Genomic DNA, 15,775 nt, shown 5'->3' on the forward strand with positions numbered 1-15,775 from the left:
TATCATCGATGAAATTGGGTATTTACCAATTGATCCGGAGGATGCAAAATTATTTTTCCAACTCATTGATATGCGTTATGAAAAACGTAGTACGATTTTAACTACGAATGTAAATTTCAAATCATGGGATGAAATCTTTCAGGACCCTAAAATAGCTAATGCCATACTAGATCGTGTATTACATCACGCTACCGTTGTTAGCATTGTAGGACAATCATATCGAATTAAAGATCATTTTAGTAAAGAAAATGATTAAATTTGTACATACTTAAACAAGTGAAAATGTACATGATCATCTTGACATTTACACTTTATTGAATAAATGGTTCTTTACAAAATTGATTCCATCACTAGAGCACCTTTATACGGTGCTCTTTTTTAAATTTGTAAAATCTACAATTTAATATTTGTTCACTTTTCCTTTAAATAGTTAATTTCCTTCTTAGATTTTTCATTATAAGCTTCTTCAATTCCCTTGTTTCCCCTCCCCTTCTTTTATCTTATAAACAAGCAATTTCTTTCATTAGTATTAAATAAAATAAAGCATTGATTTTAAAATAACCTAATTTACATAAGATTGAGAATAAACTACAGTGCGTATTCTTCACGTTTAATCAGCATTTGAATTATAAATCTAACATATATTTTTTAGTTGATTGTCATTATGGTACAACCGTGTATACATTTATCAAACAAACTACATAGTTTAAATTAGTAAAATATATAGAGAGGAAGGAAATAAATCTATGAAAGTCATAATTTTGTGTGGCGGAAAAGGGCTTCGGATGCAAGGAATTTTAGAGGACATTCCCAAACCATTAGTTCGAGTTCAAGGAAAGCCTCTCCTCTTGCATATAATGAATTGGTATAGAAAATATGGACATTCTGATTTCATTTTGCCCTTAGGATATAAAGGTGAGAAAATTAAAGAATATTTTATGGACTTTAGCTGGAAAGAGAATGACTTTAGTTTGAATTTTAAAACCAGTCAATATACGCTACTTCAGGAATTAGAAAATTGGAATATACATTTTATAGATACAGGAATTGATACAATGACCGGGGCAAGACTAAAAAAACTTGAATCCTTTGTACAGGGTGAAACCTTTTTATTAACTTATGGTGACGGATTAGCTAATATAGATATTGATCAACTAATAGCATTCCATAAAGAAAAAGGAAAAATTGCTACATTAACTGGAATTAAAAAAAATAGTCAATACGGCCTATTGGAGGTCGAAGATGGAATTGCTATTGATTTTAAAGAAAAACCATTACTTGATGAAGTAATTAATGGCGGGTTTTTTGTATTTAACAAAGAAATATTCGATTATTTAAGTAATAATGATGATTGTGTTCTAGAAGAAGATCCTCTTCGAAATTTAATAAAAGACAATGAGCTCGCAGTCTATGAACACAATGACTTTTGGGCTAGTGTCGATACACCTAAAGATTTAAAAACTGTAAATGAAAGTTGGAATCCAAATAAATTTTAGTGGAGAGGACTGAATAAGCATTGAACTCTAATGATAAAAAAATAAGTTTACCTCGATTGTATATCCCCTCTAATGAGAAAATAGTTAACCCACTTTCAACAGGAATTAAAGCTTCAAATCTCTCCAAAAAAAATACTCAAAAAAGACATCCCCAATTCTATAATCAACAACATGATCTAAATAATCATTTCTGCGTCATTGTAGGTAGTGAGTATGTCTTGAAAATTATTGCTTTACAGCAATCACTAATGCAGTACTCAGAAAAATTCACATTGTGGATTTGTTGTATAGATCCTTTTGCATATTCACTATTAAAAGAAATGAGTTTAATTAATGTAAACCTTTTACAAGTTGAAGAATTAGAAGATCGTGAACTAAAAGCAATTAAGAGAAAAAGAAAAGTAAATGAATATTGTTGGACTTTAAAATCTGTCTTGATAGAATATTTATTGGTCAATTATGATTTACCATCTATTCTATATTGTGATGGTGATTTATGCTTTTTCTCTGACCCTAATATTATTTTTGAGGAATGGGGTGACCATTCTATTTTCCTAACCCCCCAAAGAGATCGTGATTGGGTAGAAAAGATGTATGGAAAATATCAGGCCGGTCTAATTGGATTTAAGAATGATCTCTATGGACTAAAAAGTGTAAGATGGTGGAAAAATAAATGTATAGATTGGTGCAGTGCCGAGGCTGAGGAGGGGAAATTTGGAGACCAAAAGTATTTAGATTATATCCCTATATATTTTCCAAAAGTAAAAATTTCAAATAACTTAGGTATAAATGCTGCGCCTTGGAACTGTATATATAATAATGATTATAAAATTGACAAGACTAAAAACGATGTATTTATTGAAAACGACAAACTAGTTGTTTACCATTTTGCATGTATTACTATCTTTACTGAAAATGATTTTGATCTTTGGTCTTTGGGAGAAATTTCAATACCCAATAATATATTAAACCATATTTACACTCCGTATTTAGAGAGAATTCAATTTGTTTTAAAGCAATTAAAGCATAAATTCAATAAAGATACTAAACAATTTTTAAGTAAAAAAGATATAAATAAAGCTCAAACTTTATATAAAGATTCACAATTAAGAAGAAAAATGAATCAATCCAATCATTTTATGAACTTTTCCATGATTATAAGTAAAGAACGATTAATTCAAGGATTGACCTCTTATTATTCCTTAGAAAATTTCAACGCTAAATTTACTGTATGGATCTGTTGTATGGATGATTTAACTTATCAAATATTAGAGAAATTAAAATTAAAGCACGCCATACTAATTCCAGTAAAAGAAATTGAAAATCATGAACTCCTCAGTATAAAAAATGATAGAAGTTTACAAGAATATTGTTGGACATTAAAAGCGCCCCTATGTCTACATGTCCTTAGTCTTTATCCGGAAGTTGATCACATTATATATTGTGATGCTGATATGTATTTCTTTACAGCACCTAATATCATTCTTGATGAGTGGTGGAAATACTCTGTATTCCTTTGCCCTCAAAGAAGTTCTACTGCAATTGAAAGCATACACGGTATATACCAAGCTGGTTTAGTAGGCTTCAAAAACGATCAAAATAGTAAAGAAATTTTAACATGGTGGAAAGATAAATGCCTAGAATATTGTAATAATCATTATGATGTTGAAATGAATAGATGGGGTGACCAAAAATATTTAAATCACATTCCTAACATCTTTTCTAATATAAAAATTATGACTCATAAAGGTATTGATGCAGCACCTTGGAATGTCATTTTAAATAGCAGTTCTATATCCAAAACAGATAATAAAGTTTTTATTGATCAAGATGAATTAATAGCTTTTCATTTTGGAAGTATGCAAATTATTAATCCAAACGAGTTCGATTTATGGAAACAAGAAACTTTAGAATTACCTCCAGCAGTTTTAGATTATATATACATTCCTTATATTGAACAATTGAACAAGACATGTCATACCCTTCATAATACTTTTCAAAAATCTCCCTCCTCTTTATTTGCTGACCAAATTGATACAACAACAATAAAAAATTATTTTAAATACCCCTCCCCTCATCACAATTAAGACTGATACTTTCATTATTTAAAAATAAATCTATTTATTTCAGCAACTAAAAATACATCTTAATAAAGGATAGATTATCACTATGATTGCTTCATTTAAAAATAAAACTTTCCTTATTACTGGTGGATACGGTTTTATTGGTTCTCACTTGGCACGAAGACTTTTAAATTTACAAGCAAAAATTGTTCTTTTCATAAGAACACCATCAAACTCTTGGAGACTAAAGGATATTCTAAAATATATTGAAACCTATGAAATAGATATACGAGATAAAAAACAAGTACAAGATGCAATAAAGAAAATTAATCCCGATTATATCTTTCACCTGGCAGCCTATGGTGTAAATTCTGCCCATACAGATTACATCCATGCTATAGAAACAAATGTTATAGGGACTTGTAACATTATTCAAGCAGCAAAATTGGTGAATTGTAAAAAAATAATCAATTTTGGGAGTAGTTCTGAATACGGTAACAAGATGGAACCTATTCATGAAAATATGTTACTAACTCCTGTGGATATCTATGGAAGTACCAAAGCTGCTGCTACTATACTCGCCCATCAAATTGCTAGCGAAAACAATATTAATCTTATAACATTAAGACCTTTTGGCATATTCGGAGAAGGCGAAGAGCCGCATAAAATTTTTAGCTATATAATCTTGCGAGTATTACAAAACAAAGATGTAAATTTAACTTTATGTAATCAATTAAGAGATTATTGTTATATAGAAAATGTAATAGATGCCTGTATCCTAGCAGTAGAAAATACTACTGTACAAAATGAAATCTTTAATATTGGGAGCGGCACTATTCACCCCTTGAAACATTATGTAGAATTATTATTCAAACATTTGAAAACCAATTCCAGACCAAATTACGGTGCAATTTCCTCTAGAACAAATGAAAGATGGGTTCCTGAAGCAGATGTGCAAAAAATAAAAAACTCTCTTTCCTGGGAACCTAGAATTAATATTGAAGAAGGAATTATAAAAACTGTTAATTGGTATAAAAATAATAAACATTTATACCTAACCCCCTAAAAATAGGGTACTAAAGGAGGTGGACTAATTGTTAAACCAAAACTTTAATAATGCTTTTTACGGAAAAACAATTTTAATTACTGGACATACTGGTTTTAAAGGTTCTTGGTTATCCCTATGGTTGAATGAATTAGGTGCTACTGTAATCGGATATTCATTAGATCCTAAAAATAAAAATGATAACTTTAACATTACTAACCTTCAAAATAATATAATTGATATTCGTGGAGACATTAGAGATTTTAATAAATTAAATAAGGTTTTTACAGATTATAAACCTGAAATTGTATTCCATTTAGCTGCCCAACCTCTAGTTAAGTATTCATATGAATATCCTAGAGAAACATACGAGGTAAACGTTGTAGGAACTATGAATGTACTAGAGGCAATTCGATTACATGAATCAGCTAAAATAGGAATTATGGTGACAAGTGACAAGTGCTATGAAAATAAAGAATGGCCTTGGGGTTATCGTGAAATTGACCCTATGGGCGGCCATGACATATATAGCTCAAGTAAAGGATGCTGCGAACTTTTAATTTCTTCCTATCGAAATTCTTACTTTTCAGAAGAAAACTTTTCTCAACACAAGAAAATAATTGCAAGCGTTCGAGCTGGTAATGTAATTGGTGGTGGCGATTGGTCAATAGATAGAATTATTCCTGATTGTATACGAGCATTAGAATCAAACAAAAACATTATTATTAGAAACCCTACTGCTATTAGACCCTGGCAACATGTACTAGAACCCTTAAGCGGGTATTTACTCCTTACAGAAAAAATTATAAATAATGGTATCCTTTATTCAGGAGCATGGAACTTCGGGCCATCCCTAAGCAATATTGTTCCAGTAGAAAAATTAGTGACCAGTTTACTAGATATTTGGGGCTGCGGGGATTGGACAGCAGAAAATATAGGTCCAATAAATTTCCATGAAGCAAATTTACTGAATCTTGACATTAGCAAAGCAAAATTCAATCTTAATTGGCAGCCAAAATGGTCCCTACAACAGACTTTAGAAAATACAATAGAATGGTATAAACATTATAATTCTTACACCAGTTCTGAGATGATAAATCTATGTATTAGCCAAATCAAACAATATTGCATGCTTTGAACTACTCCCACATGCTCATACTTGCTGTGAGTTCCTTATGGAGTGAGTCTTCTTGGTTAAATAATAAAAGACACATTAATTTTTATAGTCTAAATTATAAACCTACTATACCTAAAATTATGTGATTGTCCATTAACAAAGATTTTATTTCTTCGGTTATTTCAAATCAACTATTGATATTATATTGAAGAATAAAGGAATCACGTATTTTTCTAGTGATTCCCTTGTTCTGAGAAAATAATGTCTTGCTTTAACGACAATACAGTATATGCGATTATTAATTTATTTGTTCTAGTTATGAAAAAATCTATTCCTGTCAAAAGAGCTTTCTTCAAAGAAAAACTTCCTATTTTTTTCTACTTACCCTACTCGAAAAGTAAATAATGTTATTTTTCAGATAATTATATCTACTATTTATAGAATTACACTGAGCTTTAACAAGTTTATGCTTATATATTGATTCTCTTATTTATTATCACCAATGTTGATGAATTTATGCATAGCTTATTCTATACACAAATAGCTTTTTGAATTATCTTTTCAGAATAAGTAAAGGAGACTTTCTCTTTTATGCACTTTCCCCTTACCAGTCTTAAATTTCCCTTTAATCAACAATAAGAACAAATCTTCTATAAAACCAAGCCATAAGTAAGATAATTTCCCTATTAAAAATAATGAGGTATTCTGTTTCACCTTTTTACATTATCTAAATAAGGACTTGTAGGAATTCTTACAAGTTCTTTTTTTGTTTTCTTTATTCTCTTCTTATTTACACACACAAGATTTATATATTTGTTTGTAATACATACTATAGTATCTGATAAACAATTTAAAAAGTAATATGTAATTGATCCGTTTTAAGAAAAGGAAATTTCATAAATCTTCAATCACAGTTTCTTAGTTCACCTAATAGAACGTATAAAGACTCATATCATTTTTTGATAATTTTTGGATGTTTTATTCTAAGTACATTCGACAACAATTGATTATTTTCTGAATTTTCTTGAAAAAGTTGTAAAATCATACTATTTTTTCTTCTATTTTGCTATGATAGTTACAATTAAATTGGATTAGGATATTTCTATAAGATGGGGGCGTATATTATGAGTGTCTCAGTAAAAGGAAATGAGCAGTTAACCTCTCTATTAAACGACTGGTATCGATCTATGCTATCTCAACAAGTTATAAAAGCTACTAATCTAAAAAAGAAAATTGATGAAAAAATCAGCAAATTAAGTACTGAGCCAAATCAAGAACATCAAGATCAAAATTTGTTACTATATTATTCACTACTTGAATTCCGTTATAATGTCTTAACAGATAGCCTTGGTATTCAACAAAATAGCTTTGATGCCATTAGTGACTATGATATGCCTACAGACCATTTTCTACGCTTCTATTATCACTTTTTTAAATCCATTCATTCCACTTTTATATCAAATTTTACTGAGGCAGAGGAACATTATAAACTGGCAGAAAAGATATTAGTAGACATACCAGATGAAATTGAACACGCTGAGTTCTACTATAGAATTGCTACTTTTTATCACCATACCTATAACATGCTTGCTTCTATCGAATACGCAAATAAATCGAGAGTAATCTTTTCAAAATATGAAGGTTATGAAGTAAAAACAGCCTTTTGTAATAGTTTGTTAGGTGGTTGCTGCATCTATTTAAAACAGTACGAACAAGCTGAAGAATATCTACAATGTGCAATTGATTTACTACAAAAGAATAAGGTAGAAGATTCCTTGTTATACGTAAAAAGTACTATGGGGTGGCTGTATTCTGATCAAAGTATGTCTACTTTAGCTATTCGCCACCTTTCAGAAGTAACAGAGAAAATCCCTACACACTTCAAGGCTATCTTCCTACAAGCTAAGGAACATTATAAGTTAGGAGAACAATCGACGGCTAGCAAACTCATTGTTAAGGGATTAAAAATCTGCAGAGAAATCCATAACGAAGAATATATGCATCACTTCTTTATTTTAAAAAGCTTAAACGAAAACATTCCATTGGAAGAATTAGAAAAAATCATTCAAGAAGGAATCTTATACTTTGAGAAAGAAGAGTTATGGGAATATGTTGTCGAATACGCTGAATTATTTGCCACAAAATGTAGACAATTAGAGAACCACAAAAAGGTAAGTGACTATTTCCATATTTGTTATCAAGCAAGACTAAAATTAATTGAAAAAGGAGTCTTAAAATAATGAAAAAAATTAGCTTATTATTATCTGGCATTGCTTTTATTGGGGTATTAACGGTGGGAATTTTTCAGTTTTCTAAAACAAATCAGCTTGCTACTCATGGTCATTATCCTACTCCTTCATATAGTGTTGGTGGTGCACCACAACAAATTTAATGTAAATGTATTTAAAAACCCTCCAAATGGAGGGTTTTTAAATGGCTTATCTGCCTGTTCAATACGTGTAGAGAGTACGTATTATACTTATATACTATGTTATAAGATTTTTCATTTCCACTCTGTAACAAGATTCTAGCATTCTCTCCTAGAATCTCAACTTAAATCTTAAATCCACCAATTAACTCTTGAAGTTCTTCCGCCATCTGCGCTAATTGTATTGCTGAAGAATTTATCTCTTCCATAGAAGCATGTTGTTCCTCAGATGAACCAGCTATCGTTTGCATACTTGAAGAATTCTCTTTTACAGCCATAGCTATTTGATCAATCGATGTATCAACTTTCATTGCATCAGTTGTCATTTTATTTGATAGTTCTACCATACCATGTACTTTTGATACAATTTCATTTGCAGATTTTGAAATCTCATAAAAACTTTGTTTTGTATCATTCGCAACCTTAATTCCCGACTGTACTTCTACTCCTACTTCATTCATAGCTTTTACAGTCTCATGTACGTCTGCTTGTATTTCCTTAATTAAACTTCCAATTTCCATCGAAGAATCGGATGATTGCTCTGCTAGCTTCCTAACTTCATCGGCAACAATTGCAAATCCTCGCCCCTGTTCTCCTGCTCTAGCTGCTTCAATTGCTGCATTTAATGCTAATAAATTTGTTTGTTCCGCAATATTTTGAATCGCTTCTAATATACTTCCAATTTGTTGCGATTTCTTATCTAATAATTTTATTACATTATCGGATTGAGAAACAGAGTGATGGATAGACTGCATTTGTGTTACAGTTTGTTCTACTAATTGTTCACCTTCATTGGCTTTTTGTTTTGTGTATATGGATGAAGCCGATACTTCAGATGCATTCTCAGCTACATATTGAATATTTCGTGTTACCTCACCAATTAATTCAGCTCCAGACTCAACTTCATTATTTTGAACCTCTGCACTATTCGAGATCTCTTCCATCTCTTTTGTAATTTGTTCCGTCGCAACGCTTGCTTGTTCTACACTAGCAGTTAGTTCCTCAGAAGACGCAGCTACATGTCCTGCAGATGTGTTAATTTGAGAAATAATATTACGTAACGACTCTGCCATTGTATTGAAACTACCGCCTAATTGACCAAGTTCATCCTTTGAACGAATATCTATTTTCTCGGTTAAATCTCCCTGACTAATTCTTTGGGCCGAAATAACTAATTGTCTTAGTGGATTAATAATAGATCTAAGTATGAATAAAATTACAATTCCACCTAACAATAATGAAGCCCCTATTATAGTGAGCGTTTTATAAAAAATAGGATTGGTAGCTTCTTCAATTTCTTTCGTAGGCATTACGCCAGCTATTTTCCAACCTGTTTTTTTGTTTGTCTTAAAGCTTATGTTTCGATCTTCCCCGTTAAGGCTATAAGTAATTACGTCATCTTCTTTTTTGTACAGTTCATCCGCTAAAGTTTTCTCTAATTTCTCTCCTGGCTTTAGTGATGGATGAACAACTATTGTTTTATCTTGACTGACTATAGATACAAATCCTTGCTTTCCAATTTTAATCATTTTGGATGTTTTTACTATATCTTTAATATTCAAATCTACGCCAATGACACCACTTTTATCTGCATTTTGCTTTGCAATTGCTATTACCATATTTCCTGTAGACTTTGATTTATATGGAGATGAAACAATGATCTCTCCATTTGCTTTTACTGCATCCTTATACCAACTGCTTTCTAACGGATTAAACCCTTCTGGTATTTTTCCAACAGGTGCATGAATAAATTGATTGTTACTGGATGCCGTATAAATCGTTTCTATCTCTGGATGTAACTGTATATATTGATCAAATTTACTCTGTACATTTTGCGATTGTTCAGGATTATAATCCCCTTGTGTGAGTACCTTTGCAAAATGAGAGACATCTGTTTGCTTATTTTCTAATTCATCATCAACAATCTTATCTAAAATACTTATATTATCTTGTGCTGATTGTAAAATTGTTTCATTAAGATCTGTTTTTGCTTTATTATAAGATGATATTCCTACGATTAGACTTGGTATAATTAATATTGCAATAAATGCCATAGACAACTTCGTTTTAAGCTTTATTTGTCCCAATCTTTCTTTTATATTAAACACTAGATACTTCTCCCTTTCACTTTTACTACTGATATAGTTTATTTAAATTTTTCTCCTTTATTTTTTCTACATATATTTACAGTACCATTCGAAATGAAACCCCTATTAAATCCTATCATCTCAACTTCCTTATTTAACGATTTAAATTTCACAGGCAGCGTTTTATCTATCCTCCTTTCGAATATGTTATCTTTCCATATTCAGCAATTCTAAAACTACGAATTGTTCCCAATAAAATGGATGAAACATAACCTTCATTTAACAGATATTATTTGACCTTGATTGGATAAAAATTTTAATTTAGCGCTATTCAAATCGGATGAAGTCTTTACCATAATAAATTCTCTAAAAAATAACTACATAAATTTATTCTTTGTATGATTATGTTTAACAGCCTTTGAACCATTCTAAATGCATCACACTATTCATGAATCATTTACTACGGCCGATTTTGTTGTAAGAGATAACTAAACCATAAATTCTATATAAAAGAATAAAATAAATTGGAGAAATTCATTGTAACACGTATACATAAGTAATAGATATAAAATCCGATAATATATTATTACATTATAATAAATAAATAATTCAGTATAAACTGTATTTTATTTCTATAGAAGAATCTTTCCCTATATGCAATATTACATATAATCTACCTTATGTAGTTTGTTATACTATGCATGTGGATTTTTCATCCAAAAATCCACCCAAACGCATATTTATGTATATGCCACCCTAATTGATGAAAGTGAGAAGAATGTTTATCATTTTTCTCACTTTTTTATTTAGGCTCTGTTAATATTGTATTAAATAAGGGAAGACACCTTAGAGTTGGTGCTTCCCTTATTTGTTGATTATTCAAATCTAAAATAGGTATTTTCTAAACCTATTCTTTGCTTTAATGTTCTGCCCAAAGCATAATTATTTGGTAATTCTTTTTCAATGGCACAAATAATATAACCTGCTTTTCCTGTTGTTAAATTAGTTAGTTGTAAGTATTTAGTGTTGTCGTAGATATAAGAAATAATATATTCATAGAAATTATTTTCTTTATCTTCTCTATTCATACCAACATTGTACAACCTAACTCTTGCTCCTACCCAAATTTCCTCATCATCATCAACATTACTTAAAGGTATCCATTTCGAGTTATCCAATATTTCACCCTTTTCTTAATTCATTCGTTTATACACGAATGTTGCTAGACACAAACTATCATAAGCATCCGTCATTTCATTGATTAGACGACCACCGACAGAGAAAAAAGACTCAACATAGCTTTTTACCCATTGAAACACTTGCTCTTTTAGTTATTTTTACATTTTGAATCTACGAAAATGAATTCCCTTATAAAAACTCTAACAGAGAATCTTCCTTCCAAATTTCACCTAGGAAATTATTTGTTTTCCAAAAAACCTACCAACATCTTTATCAACTCATTTTAGAATATTTAAACAATAATTCCATATACATTACCTGCATAAATTATTCATTTTCTTTTATATAAGACCTACTTTTTACTTTTGATAGACTATTAGACATTGGATTATTATACATAAATCCCAAAAACATGCGGTATTTTGTAGAATTTTGTCTATCAATATGTATGTACACCCTTTTGTAGTGGATATAGACTGTGAGGTGTAAGGAGATACCTTACAAAATAATAAAAAGGAGATTATAGAATGAGTAGATTAACAAAATTCTCAAAGTTAGTATTTGCAACTTTAATCGCGGGAAGTAGTCTAAGCACCTTTGTTTCGTCACACAGTGTACAAGCTGACACCTTAGATCCTAATTACCAAGACAATGTAAAATTCATACCACCTTCTAGTGCTAGGCCAACATTGGAACAAAAAAACACTATTGTTCCAGAAGCAAAAGTTGTTAAAAACCATTATGTAAAGTACTCTAAAGCACATTTCCAAACTAAAGAAAGTATACCAAAAGAGATTTATTATTCTTCAGAAGGCTTTAAGGGCTATATACAGGCAAGTACCGTTTGGGATATGGGAGATCATTTCGCAACACTATATTCCGGAACCGTTATTCGATGTTAGACTTTTAATCCATTCTCCCCTAATGCTTAAAATGATTAATAGCTCACTGCCAATACTGTAATATCTATTGTTCATAAAATAAACCACAAAATCTTTCGATTTCATGGTTTATCAAATATAAAGATAATGCTAAACGAATACTCTAACATTACCTTCCCCAAAGTTAATTATAGAGTATTTTCAAAAAAAAGACACTCTTGTAGTGTCTTTTTTATAGTATTTTAAAAAGAATTCCACCTACTAACACCTTTTTGTTGCGCCTATTCGTTTATTTCAATATGATACTTTTCCATCTCGTATATGCAATAGACAATAATAGCTAAACTCCAACTGACACTATAATAATTATGTGTGTAGAAGTCATATCCCGCTTTAATACCTTTCTCTATTACAACTAATGTAAATCCTAAAGCCACCCATCTGTTAATTTTCATCTTTATAAACGTTAAAGAGATAATTATTAAAAATAAAATATTTGTAAGATGATTTATCATTAGCTCATATTTTTGAATGTATACTGCCATTATACAAGCAACGATATTAGTCGCAATGCCAAAGGCAATCACCGCTCCCCAAACCCTGTCCGAAAGTCCCACTCCTGAGTCAGTCCCTTCCTAAACAAATATCCATTTCTTTAATTCATTCCTACACCCTATTCAAGATATGCTAAATTATCCTTGTCTGATGAATATCTATTTATCTTTTCATATAGAGCAAACAAAATTTCTACTCATAATTTTTTCTTTATTAGACAAACTATGTCTAAGCCGTTTGAACTAGCGGCTTCAATCTTCTGGTAATGGGATAGCACAATTTATTGAATTGACTAACTCATTCAACCCACTGGCACCGGCAGGCAACAAAATAGTTGTCTGCCATTTTCATGTATACTTTTTCTAATTTCATTTCGAACCAAGTGTGTGCTGTACTGATTTCAAAAGGACAGAATTTCATTTTTTAAAATGTAAAAAAGATAAGGTCCTGTCTACTTTTGGTATAGGACTTTTTCTTTTCACACATACTATTCTTGAACCTGTTTCCAATACGTGTCCTAATGATGTCTTGAGTTCCTCCTAAAAAGGGCTGCAGATACTACTGCATGCCCTTTTATTTACGTTGCTTCTCTATATTGAATAAAATAATTAAAAACTAAAAATGTAATATTACATATTTTTTCTGTTCAGATTATGTTAGGATTTACTTCGTAGTCGAATTATGGTTTCGTATCTAATTCAGCAATATGTGAACTGTTTACCTAAAGAAAAGACACCCAAAAGGTGTCTTTTCTTCTTTTAATCTAAAAAACATTTTTTCTTTTCAGTAAGATCCAATTATCCCTCTAACCTAAACCTCATAATTAAAGGCAATTTAATCATGGTACTCAAGAGTTTTCATCCATTTCAATATACCTATAGCTTAATTTAAAATCACATTTCCAGCACTATATTTACTTTCCTACAGATTTTCTGTCTTGTTCTTAATTCTGTCAAAATCCTCATGTAGCTATACAAAGAATATATGCTACTATGATATTAAGAAACTATGCGTTCCCTTAACCCTGTATCCGGCCCTGTATTTATTACAGGGTCTTTGTCTATTTTATTTAATACACATCCAATTTCAGTTAAAATTGTTTAAATGTTAATTAATTTTTGAAATGATATAACTATAAGCTCTTTTAACAAATAAAATATAATATTAGACATATTTAACCAACTTGGGGCTATTATTAGTTTTCTAAATATGTACTTCATTAACACCATACAAATAGTATTAACTATCTTAATTGAATATTAGTAATAGTAAGTATAAACATTATCAATTTACTACATCTTACATTTATGTAAAAATAAATACGTGTTAAGCTTTTTCAAAATCTTTCCCCTAATAAAGATTTGAAGTAGCATTTCATGATTCTCCTTACTGTTAATATGCCTTGAAAAAGAACCCTATAGGGTTCTTTTTCTTCTCATTATAACCTCAGTAAGTCCATGCAAAAAGGACTGCTAATTATTTGCAGCCCTTTTACACGTTAATATACACTTGTATTACATGCTTAAAACTTTATTGTATTAGGTATTTATACCAACTAAACATGCCATTATCATTTAGATATATAACACTTCAAAGTTTAGAAGTATACAATAACAAATCTTTCCCAGCTTCCAGCTACATAACTAGTAGCTGTTAATTCTCTACCACCATTTGCTGATATATATCTACCATTACTTAGTGCTTGTAATACATATATCCTATTGTCTCCACCATTATATAAGATAAACTTTTCCCATGCACCAATTGATGTACGATCTGCTACTACTCTACCATTTGGCTCAAACGAAACATACTTCCCATTACTTTTAGCTTTTAAAGCGTACGTATATAATTCCCCAGTCGAAATTAATTCGAATTTCTCCCATCCATTAACTGCATTACGATTTGCTATTATATTTCCCGAAGGCTCAGCCGAAACATATTGTAAATTTGCTGCCTGTATAGCAACTGTCCAACTTCCATTAAATAAATTTACGCCTTTTAGTGAACCTGCTTTTGATAGATTGGCTGCCGATACATCATTCGATGGTGTAATCATCAATATCATTAAAACCATCGACAACACCATTAAAACTAACCTTTTTGAGATTGTATTACCACTTGCACGTGTTATGAAACTTTTCATTCTCATTCCTCCCTTAATATACATAGAACTCATATATATATATCATACCAAATATGTAAAATATCGTAACGAAAGAGAGGATTTATCAACAAATACCTTACTATTCTGTTTCTTTTTTCTCAAATCTATAACACTTAAACATTTATCAATTCTCAAGCACATTTTTAAAATTTACCCCCTGATAAACAAATGTAGCAGTTGATGGCAAGGAGAGTATATACAAAAGAGAGAGTATTTTCATTTCACTTTTCTTTAAATAAAAGCCAAATAGTCGTTCATAATGAACGACTATTTGCATCTAACTAATAATTAGAAGGTTCTTCATGTTAATCTATTTTGTTTAATCCCGTTGAAGTAACTTGATAGGTTCTTTTTTTGCCTATATATTCTTGTTTATTATTCTCAAGGTTAATAAGTGTAGCGCGTGTCTTTTCCTTTACTGCTTCCCCTTCCATATGGGTAATCTCAATGTAATCTCCCGCTTTTACGGGCACCTTTTGGATTTCAGCAGTTTGTTGTCTATTTCCTACTATTTCCTTATTATACACAACACTACCGGTCGAATTCTTTACTGTAATACTTGCATACGTATTATTAAAGTAAGAATGTGGTACGCCTGCTTCTAAATTCACCTGCATTTTCTCTGTTGTCCTATTATAATCAACTTTTGCGATTTCTCTATCACTATATCCTTTTAAAGACCACCCAAAATGATTTCCATCTAAAACCGTTGTTTCTGGCATTTTTTCTACTTTCTTCAAGCCTTCTTTTGTAACTT

The 15,775-nt window shown here is 30.6% G+C and carries 13 protein-coding genes and 1 pseudogene; 8 read left to right on the forward strand and 6 right to left on the reverse strand.

What is annotated here, in order from left to right:
• The 7 genes and pseudogenes from istB to ATL10_RS31410 form a co-directional block, all read left to right on the forward strand.
• Positions 1-256, forward strand: a pseudogene (istB, locus tag ATL10_RS25355) (IS21-like element IS232 family helper ATPase IstB); the annotation flags it as partial.
• Between the two features lie 490 nt (positions 257-746).
• Positions 747-1,496 carry a sugar phosphate nucleotidyltransferase gene (locus ATL10_RS25360; protein WP_000864429.1) on the forward strand — a complete coding sequence of 250 codons (750 nt, stop codon included), beginning with the start codon at positions 747-749 and terminating at the stop codon, positions 1,494-1,496.
• A gap of 20 nt (positions 1,497-1,516) precedes the next feature.
• The gene (locus ATL10_RS25365; RefSeq protein WP_110497787.1) at positions 1,517-3,583 is read left to right on the forward strand and encodes a glycosyl transferase; all 2,067 of its coding nucleotides are present in this window, start codon (positions 1,517-1,519) and stop codon (positions 3,581-3,583) included.
• 82 nt (positions 3,584-3,665) lie between these two features.
• Positions 3,666-4,625, forward strand: coding sequence for an NAD-dependent epimerase/dehydratase family protein (locus ATL10_RS25370; RefSeq protein WP_000561952.1), 960 nt, complete (start codon positions 3,666-3,668; stop codon positions 4,623-4,625).
• 28 nt (positions 4,626-4,653) lie between these two features.
• The gene (gene rfbG, locus ATL10_RS25375) at positions 4,654-5,742 is read left to right on the forward strand and encodes a CDP-glucose 4,6-dehydratase (protein WP_000934344.1); all 1,089 of its coding nucleotides are present in this window, start codon (positions 4,654-4,656) and stop codon (positions 5,740-5,742) included.
• 1,103 nt (positions 5,743-6,845) lie between these two features.
• Entirely contained in the window at positions 6,846-7,961 is a 1,116-nt protein-coding gene (locus ATL10_RS25380) for a response regulator aspartate phosphatase (protein WP_000116965.1), read from the forward strand.
• Entirely contained in the window at positions 7,961-8,113 is a 153-nt protein-coding gene (locus ATL10_RS31410; RefSeq protein WP_000724110.1) for a hypothetical protein, read from the forward strand. The genes ATL10_RS25380 and ATL10_RS31410 overlap by 1 nt, the downstream gene beginning before the upstream one ends.
• 161 nt (positions 8,114-8,274) lie before the next feature.
• On the opposite strand, the gene ATL10_RS25390 is transcribed toward ATL10_RS31410, so the two are convergent.
• The 3 genes from ATL10_RS25390 to ATL10_RS31990 all read right to left on the reverse strand — a co-directional run bounded on the left by ATL10_RS25390 (position 8,275) and on the right by ATL10_RS31990 (position 11,555).
• Positions 8,275-10,257 carry a methyl-accepting chemotaxis protein gene (locus ATL10_RS25390; protein WP_065229164.1) on the reverse strand — a complete coding sequence of 661 codons (1,983 nt, stop codon included), beginning with the start codon at positions 10,255-10,257 and terminating at the stop codon, positions 8,275-8,277.
• Between the two features lie 854 nt (positions 10,258-11,111).
• Positions 11,112-11,396 carry a hypothetical protein gene (locus tag ATL10_RS25395; protein ID WP_090977645.1) on the reverse strand — a complete coding sequence of 95 codons (285 nt, stop codon included), beginning with the start codon at positions 11,394-11,396 and terminating at the stop codon, positions 11,112-11,114.
• A gap of 33 nt (positions 11,397-11,429) precedes the next feature.
• Positions 11,430-11,555, reverse strand: coding sequence for a hypothetical protein (locus tag ATL10_RS31990; protein WP_002026153.1), 126 nt, complete (start codon positions 11,553-11,555; stop codon positions 11,430-11,432).
• Positions 11,556-11,942: 387 nt separating this feature from the next.
• Between ATL10_RS31990 and ATL10_RS25400 the strand changes: the two genes are divergently transcribed.
• The gene (locus tag ATL10_RS25400) at positions 11,943-12,317 is read left to right on the forward strand and encodes a hypothetical protein (protein ID WP_000088962.1); all 375 of its coding nucleotides are present in this window, start codon (positions 11,943-11,945) and stop codon (positions 12,315-12,317) included.
• A gap of 260 nt (positions 12,318-12,577) precedes the next feature.
• On the opposite strand, the gene ATL10_RS25405 is transcribed toward ATL10_RS25400, so the two are convergent.
• From ATL10_RS25405 to ATL10_RS25420, 3 genes are all read right to left on the reverse strand, one after another.
• On the reverse strand, positions 12,578-12,913 hold the full coding sequence (locus tag ATL10_RS25405; protein ID WP_000524431.1) for a hypothetical protein: 336 nt from the start codon (positions 12,911-12,913) through the stop codon (positions 12,578-12,580).
• A gap of 1,535 nt (positions 12,914-14,448) precedes the next feature.
• Positions 14,449-14,997: a fascin domain-containing protein gene (locus ATL10_RS25410; RefSeq protein WP_000834557.1), complete on the reverse strand. Its 549-nt coding sequence runs from the start codon at positions 14,995-14,997 to the stop codon at positions 14,449-14,451.
• Positions 14,998-15,323: 326 nt separating this feature from the next.
• Positions 15,324-15,775, reverse strand: a 452-nt coding sequence (locus tag ATL10_RS25420) for a putative mucin/carbohydrate-binding domain-containing protein (protein WP_276567462.1), incomplete at its 5' end; no start/stop codon positions are given.

The sequence above is a fragment of the Bacillus sp. 196mf genome (assembly GCF_003217275.1).
Taxonomy (GTDB): Bacteria; Bacillota; Bacilli; order Bacillales; family Bacillaceae_G; genus Bacillus_A; species Bacillus_A thuringiensis_S.

Bases quoted from the DNA above. Each gene is read 5' to 3' on its own strand.
- ATL10_RS25360 (WP_000864429.1), top strand. From the start codon at position 747: ATGAAAGTCATAATTTTGTGTGGCGGAAAAGGGCTTCGGATGCAAGGA.
- ATL10_RS25370 (WP_000561952.1), top strand. From the start codon at position 3,666: ATGATTGCTTCATTTAAAAATAAAACTTTCCTTATTACTGGTGGATAC.
- ATL10_RS25380 (WP_000116965.1), top strand. From the start codon at position 6,846: ATGAGTGTCTCAGTAAAAGGAAATGAGCAGTTAACCTCTCTATTAAAC.
- ATL10_RS31410 (WP_000724110.1), top strand. From the start codon at position 7,961: ATGAAAAAAATTAGCTTATTATTATCTGGCATTGCTTTTATTGGGGTA.
- ATL10_RS25400 (WP_000088962.1), top strand. From the start codon at position 11,943: ATGAGTAGATTAACAAAATTCTCAAAGTTAGTATTTGCAACTTTAATC.
- ATL10_RS25410 (WP_000834557.1), bottom strand. From the start codon at position 14,997: ATGAAAAGTTTCATAACACGTGCAAGTGGTAATACAATCTCAAAAAGG.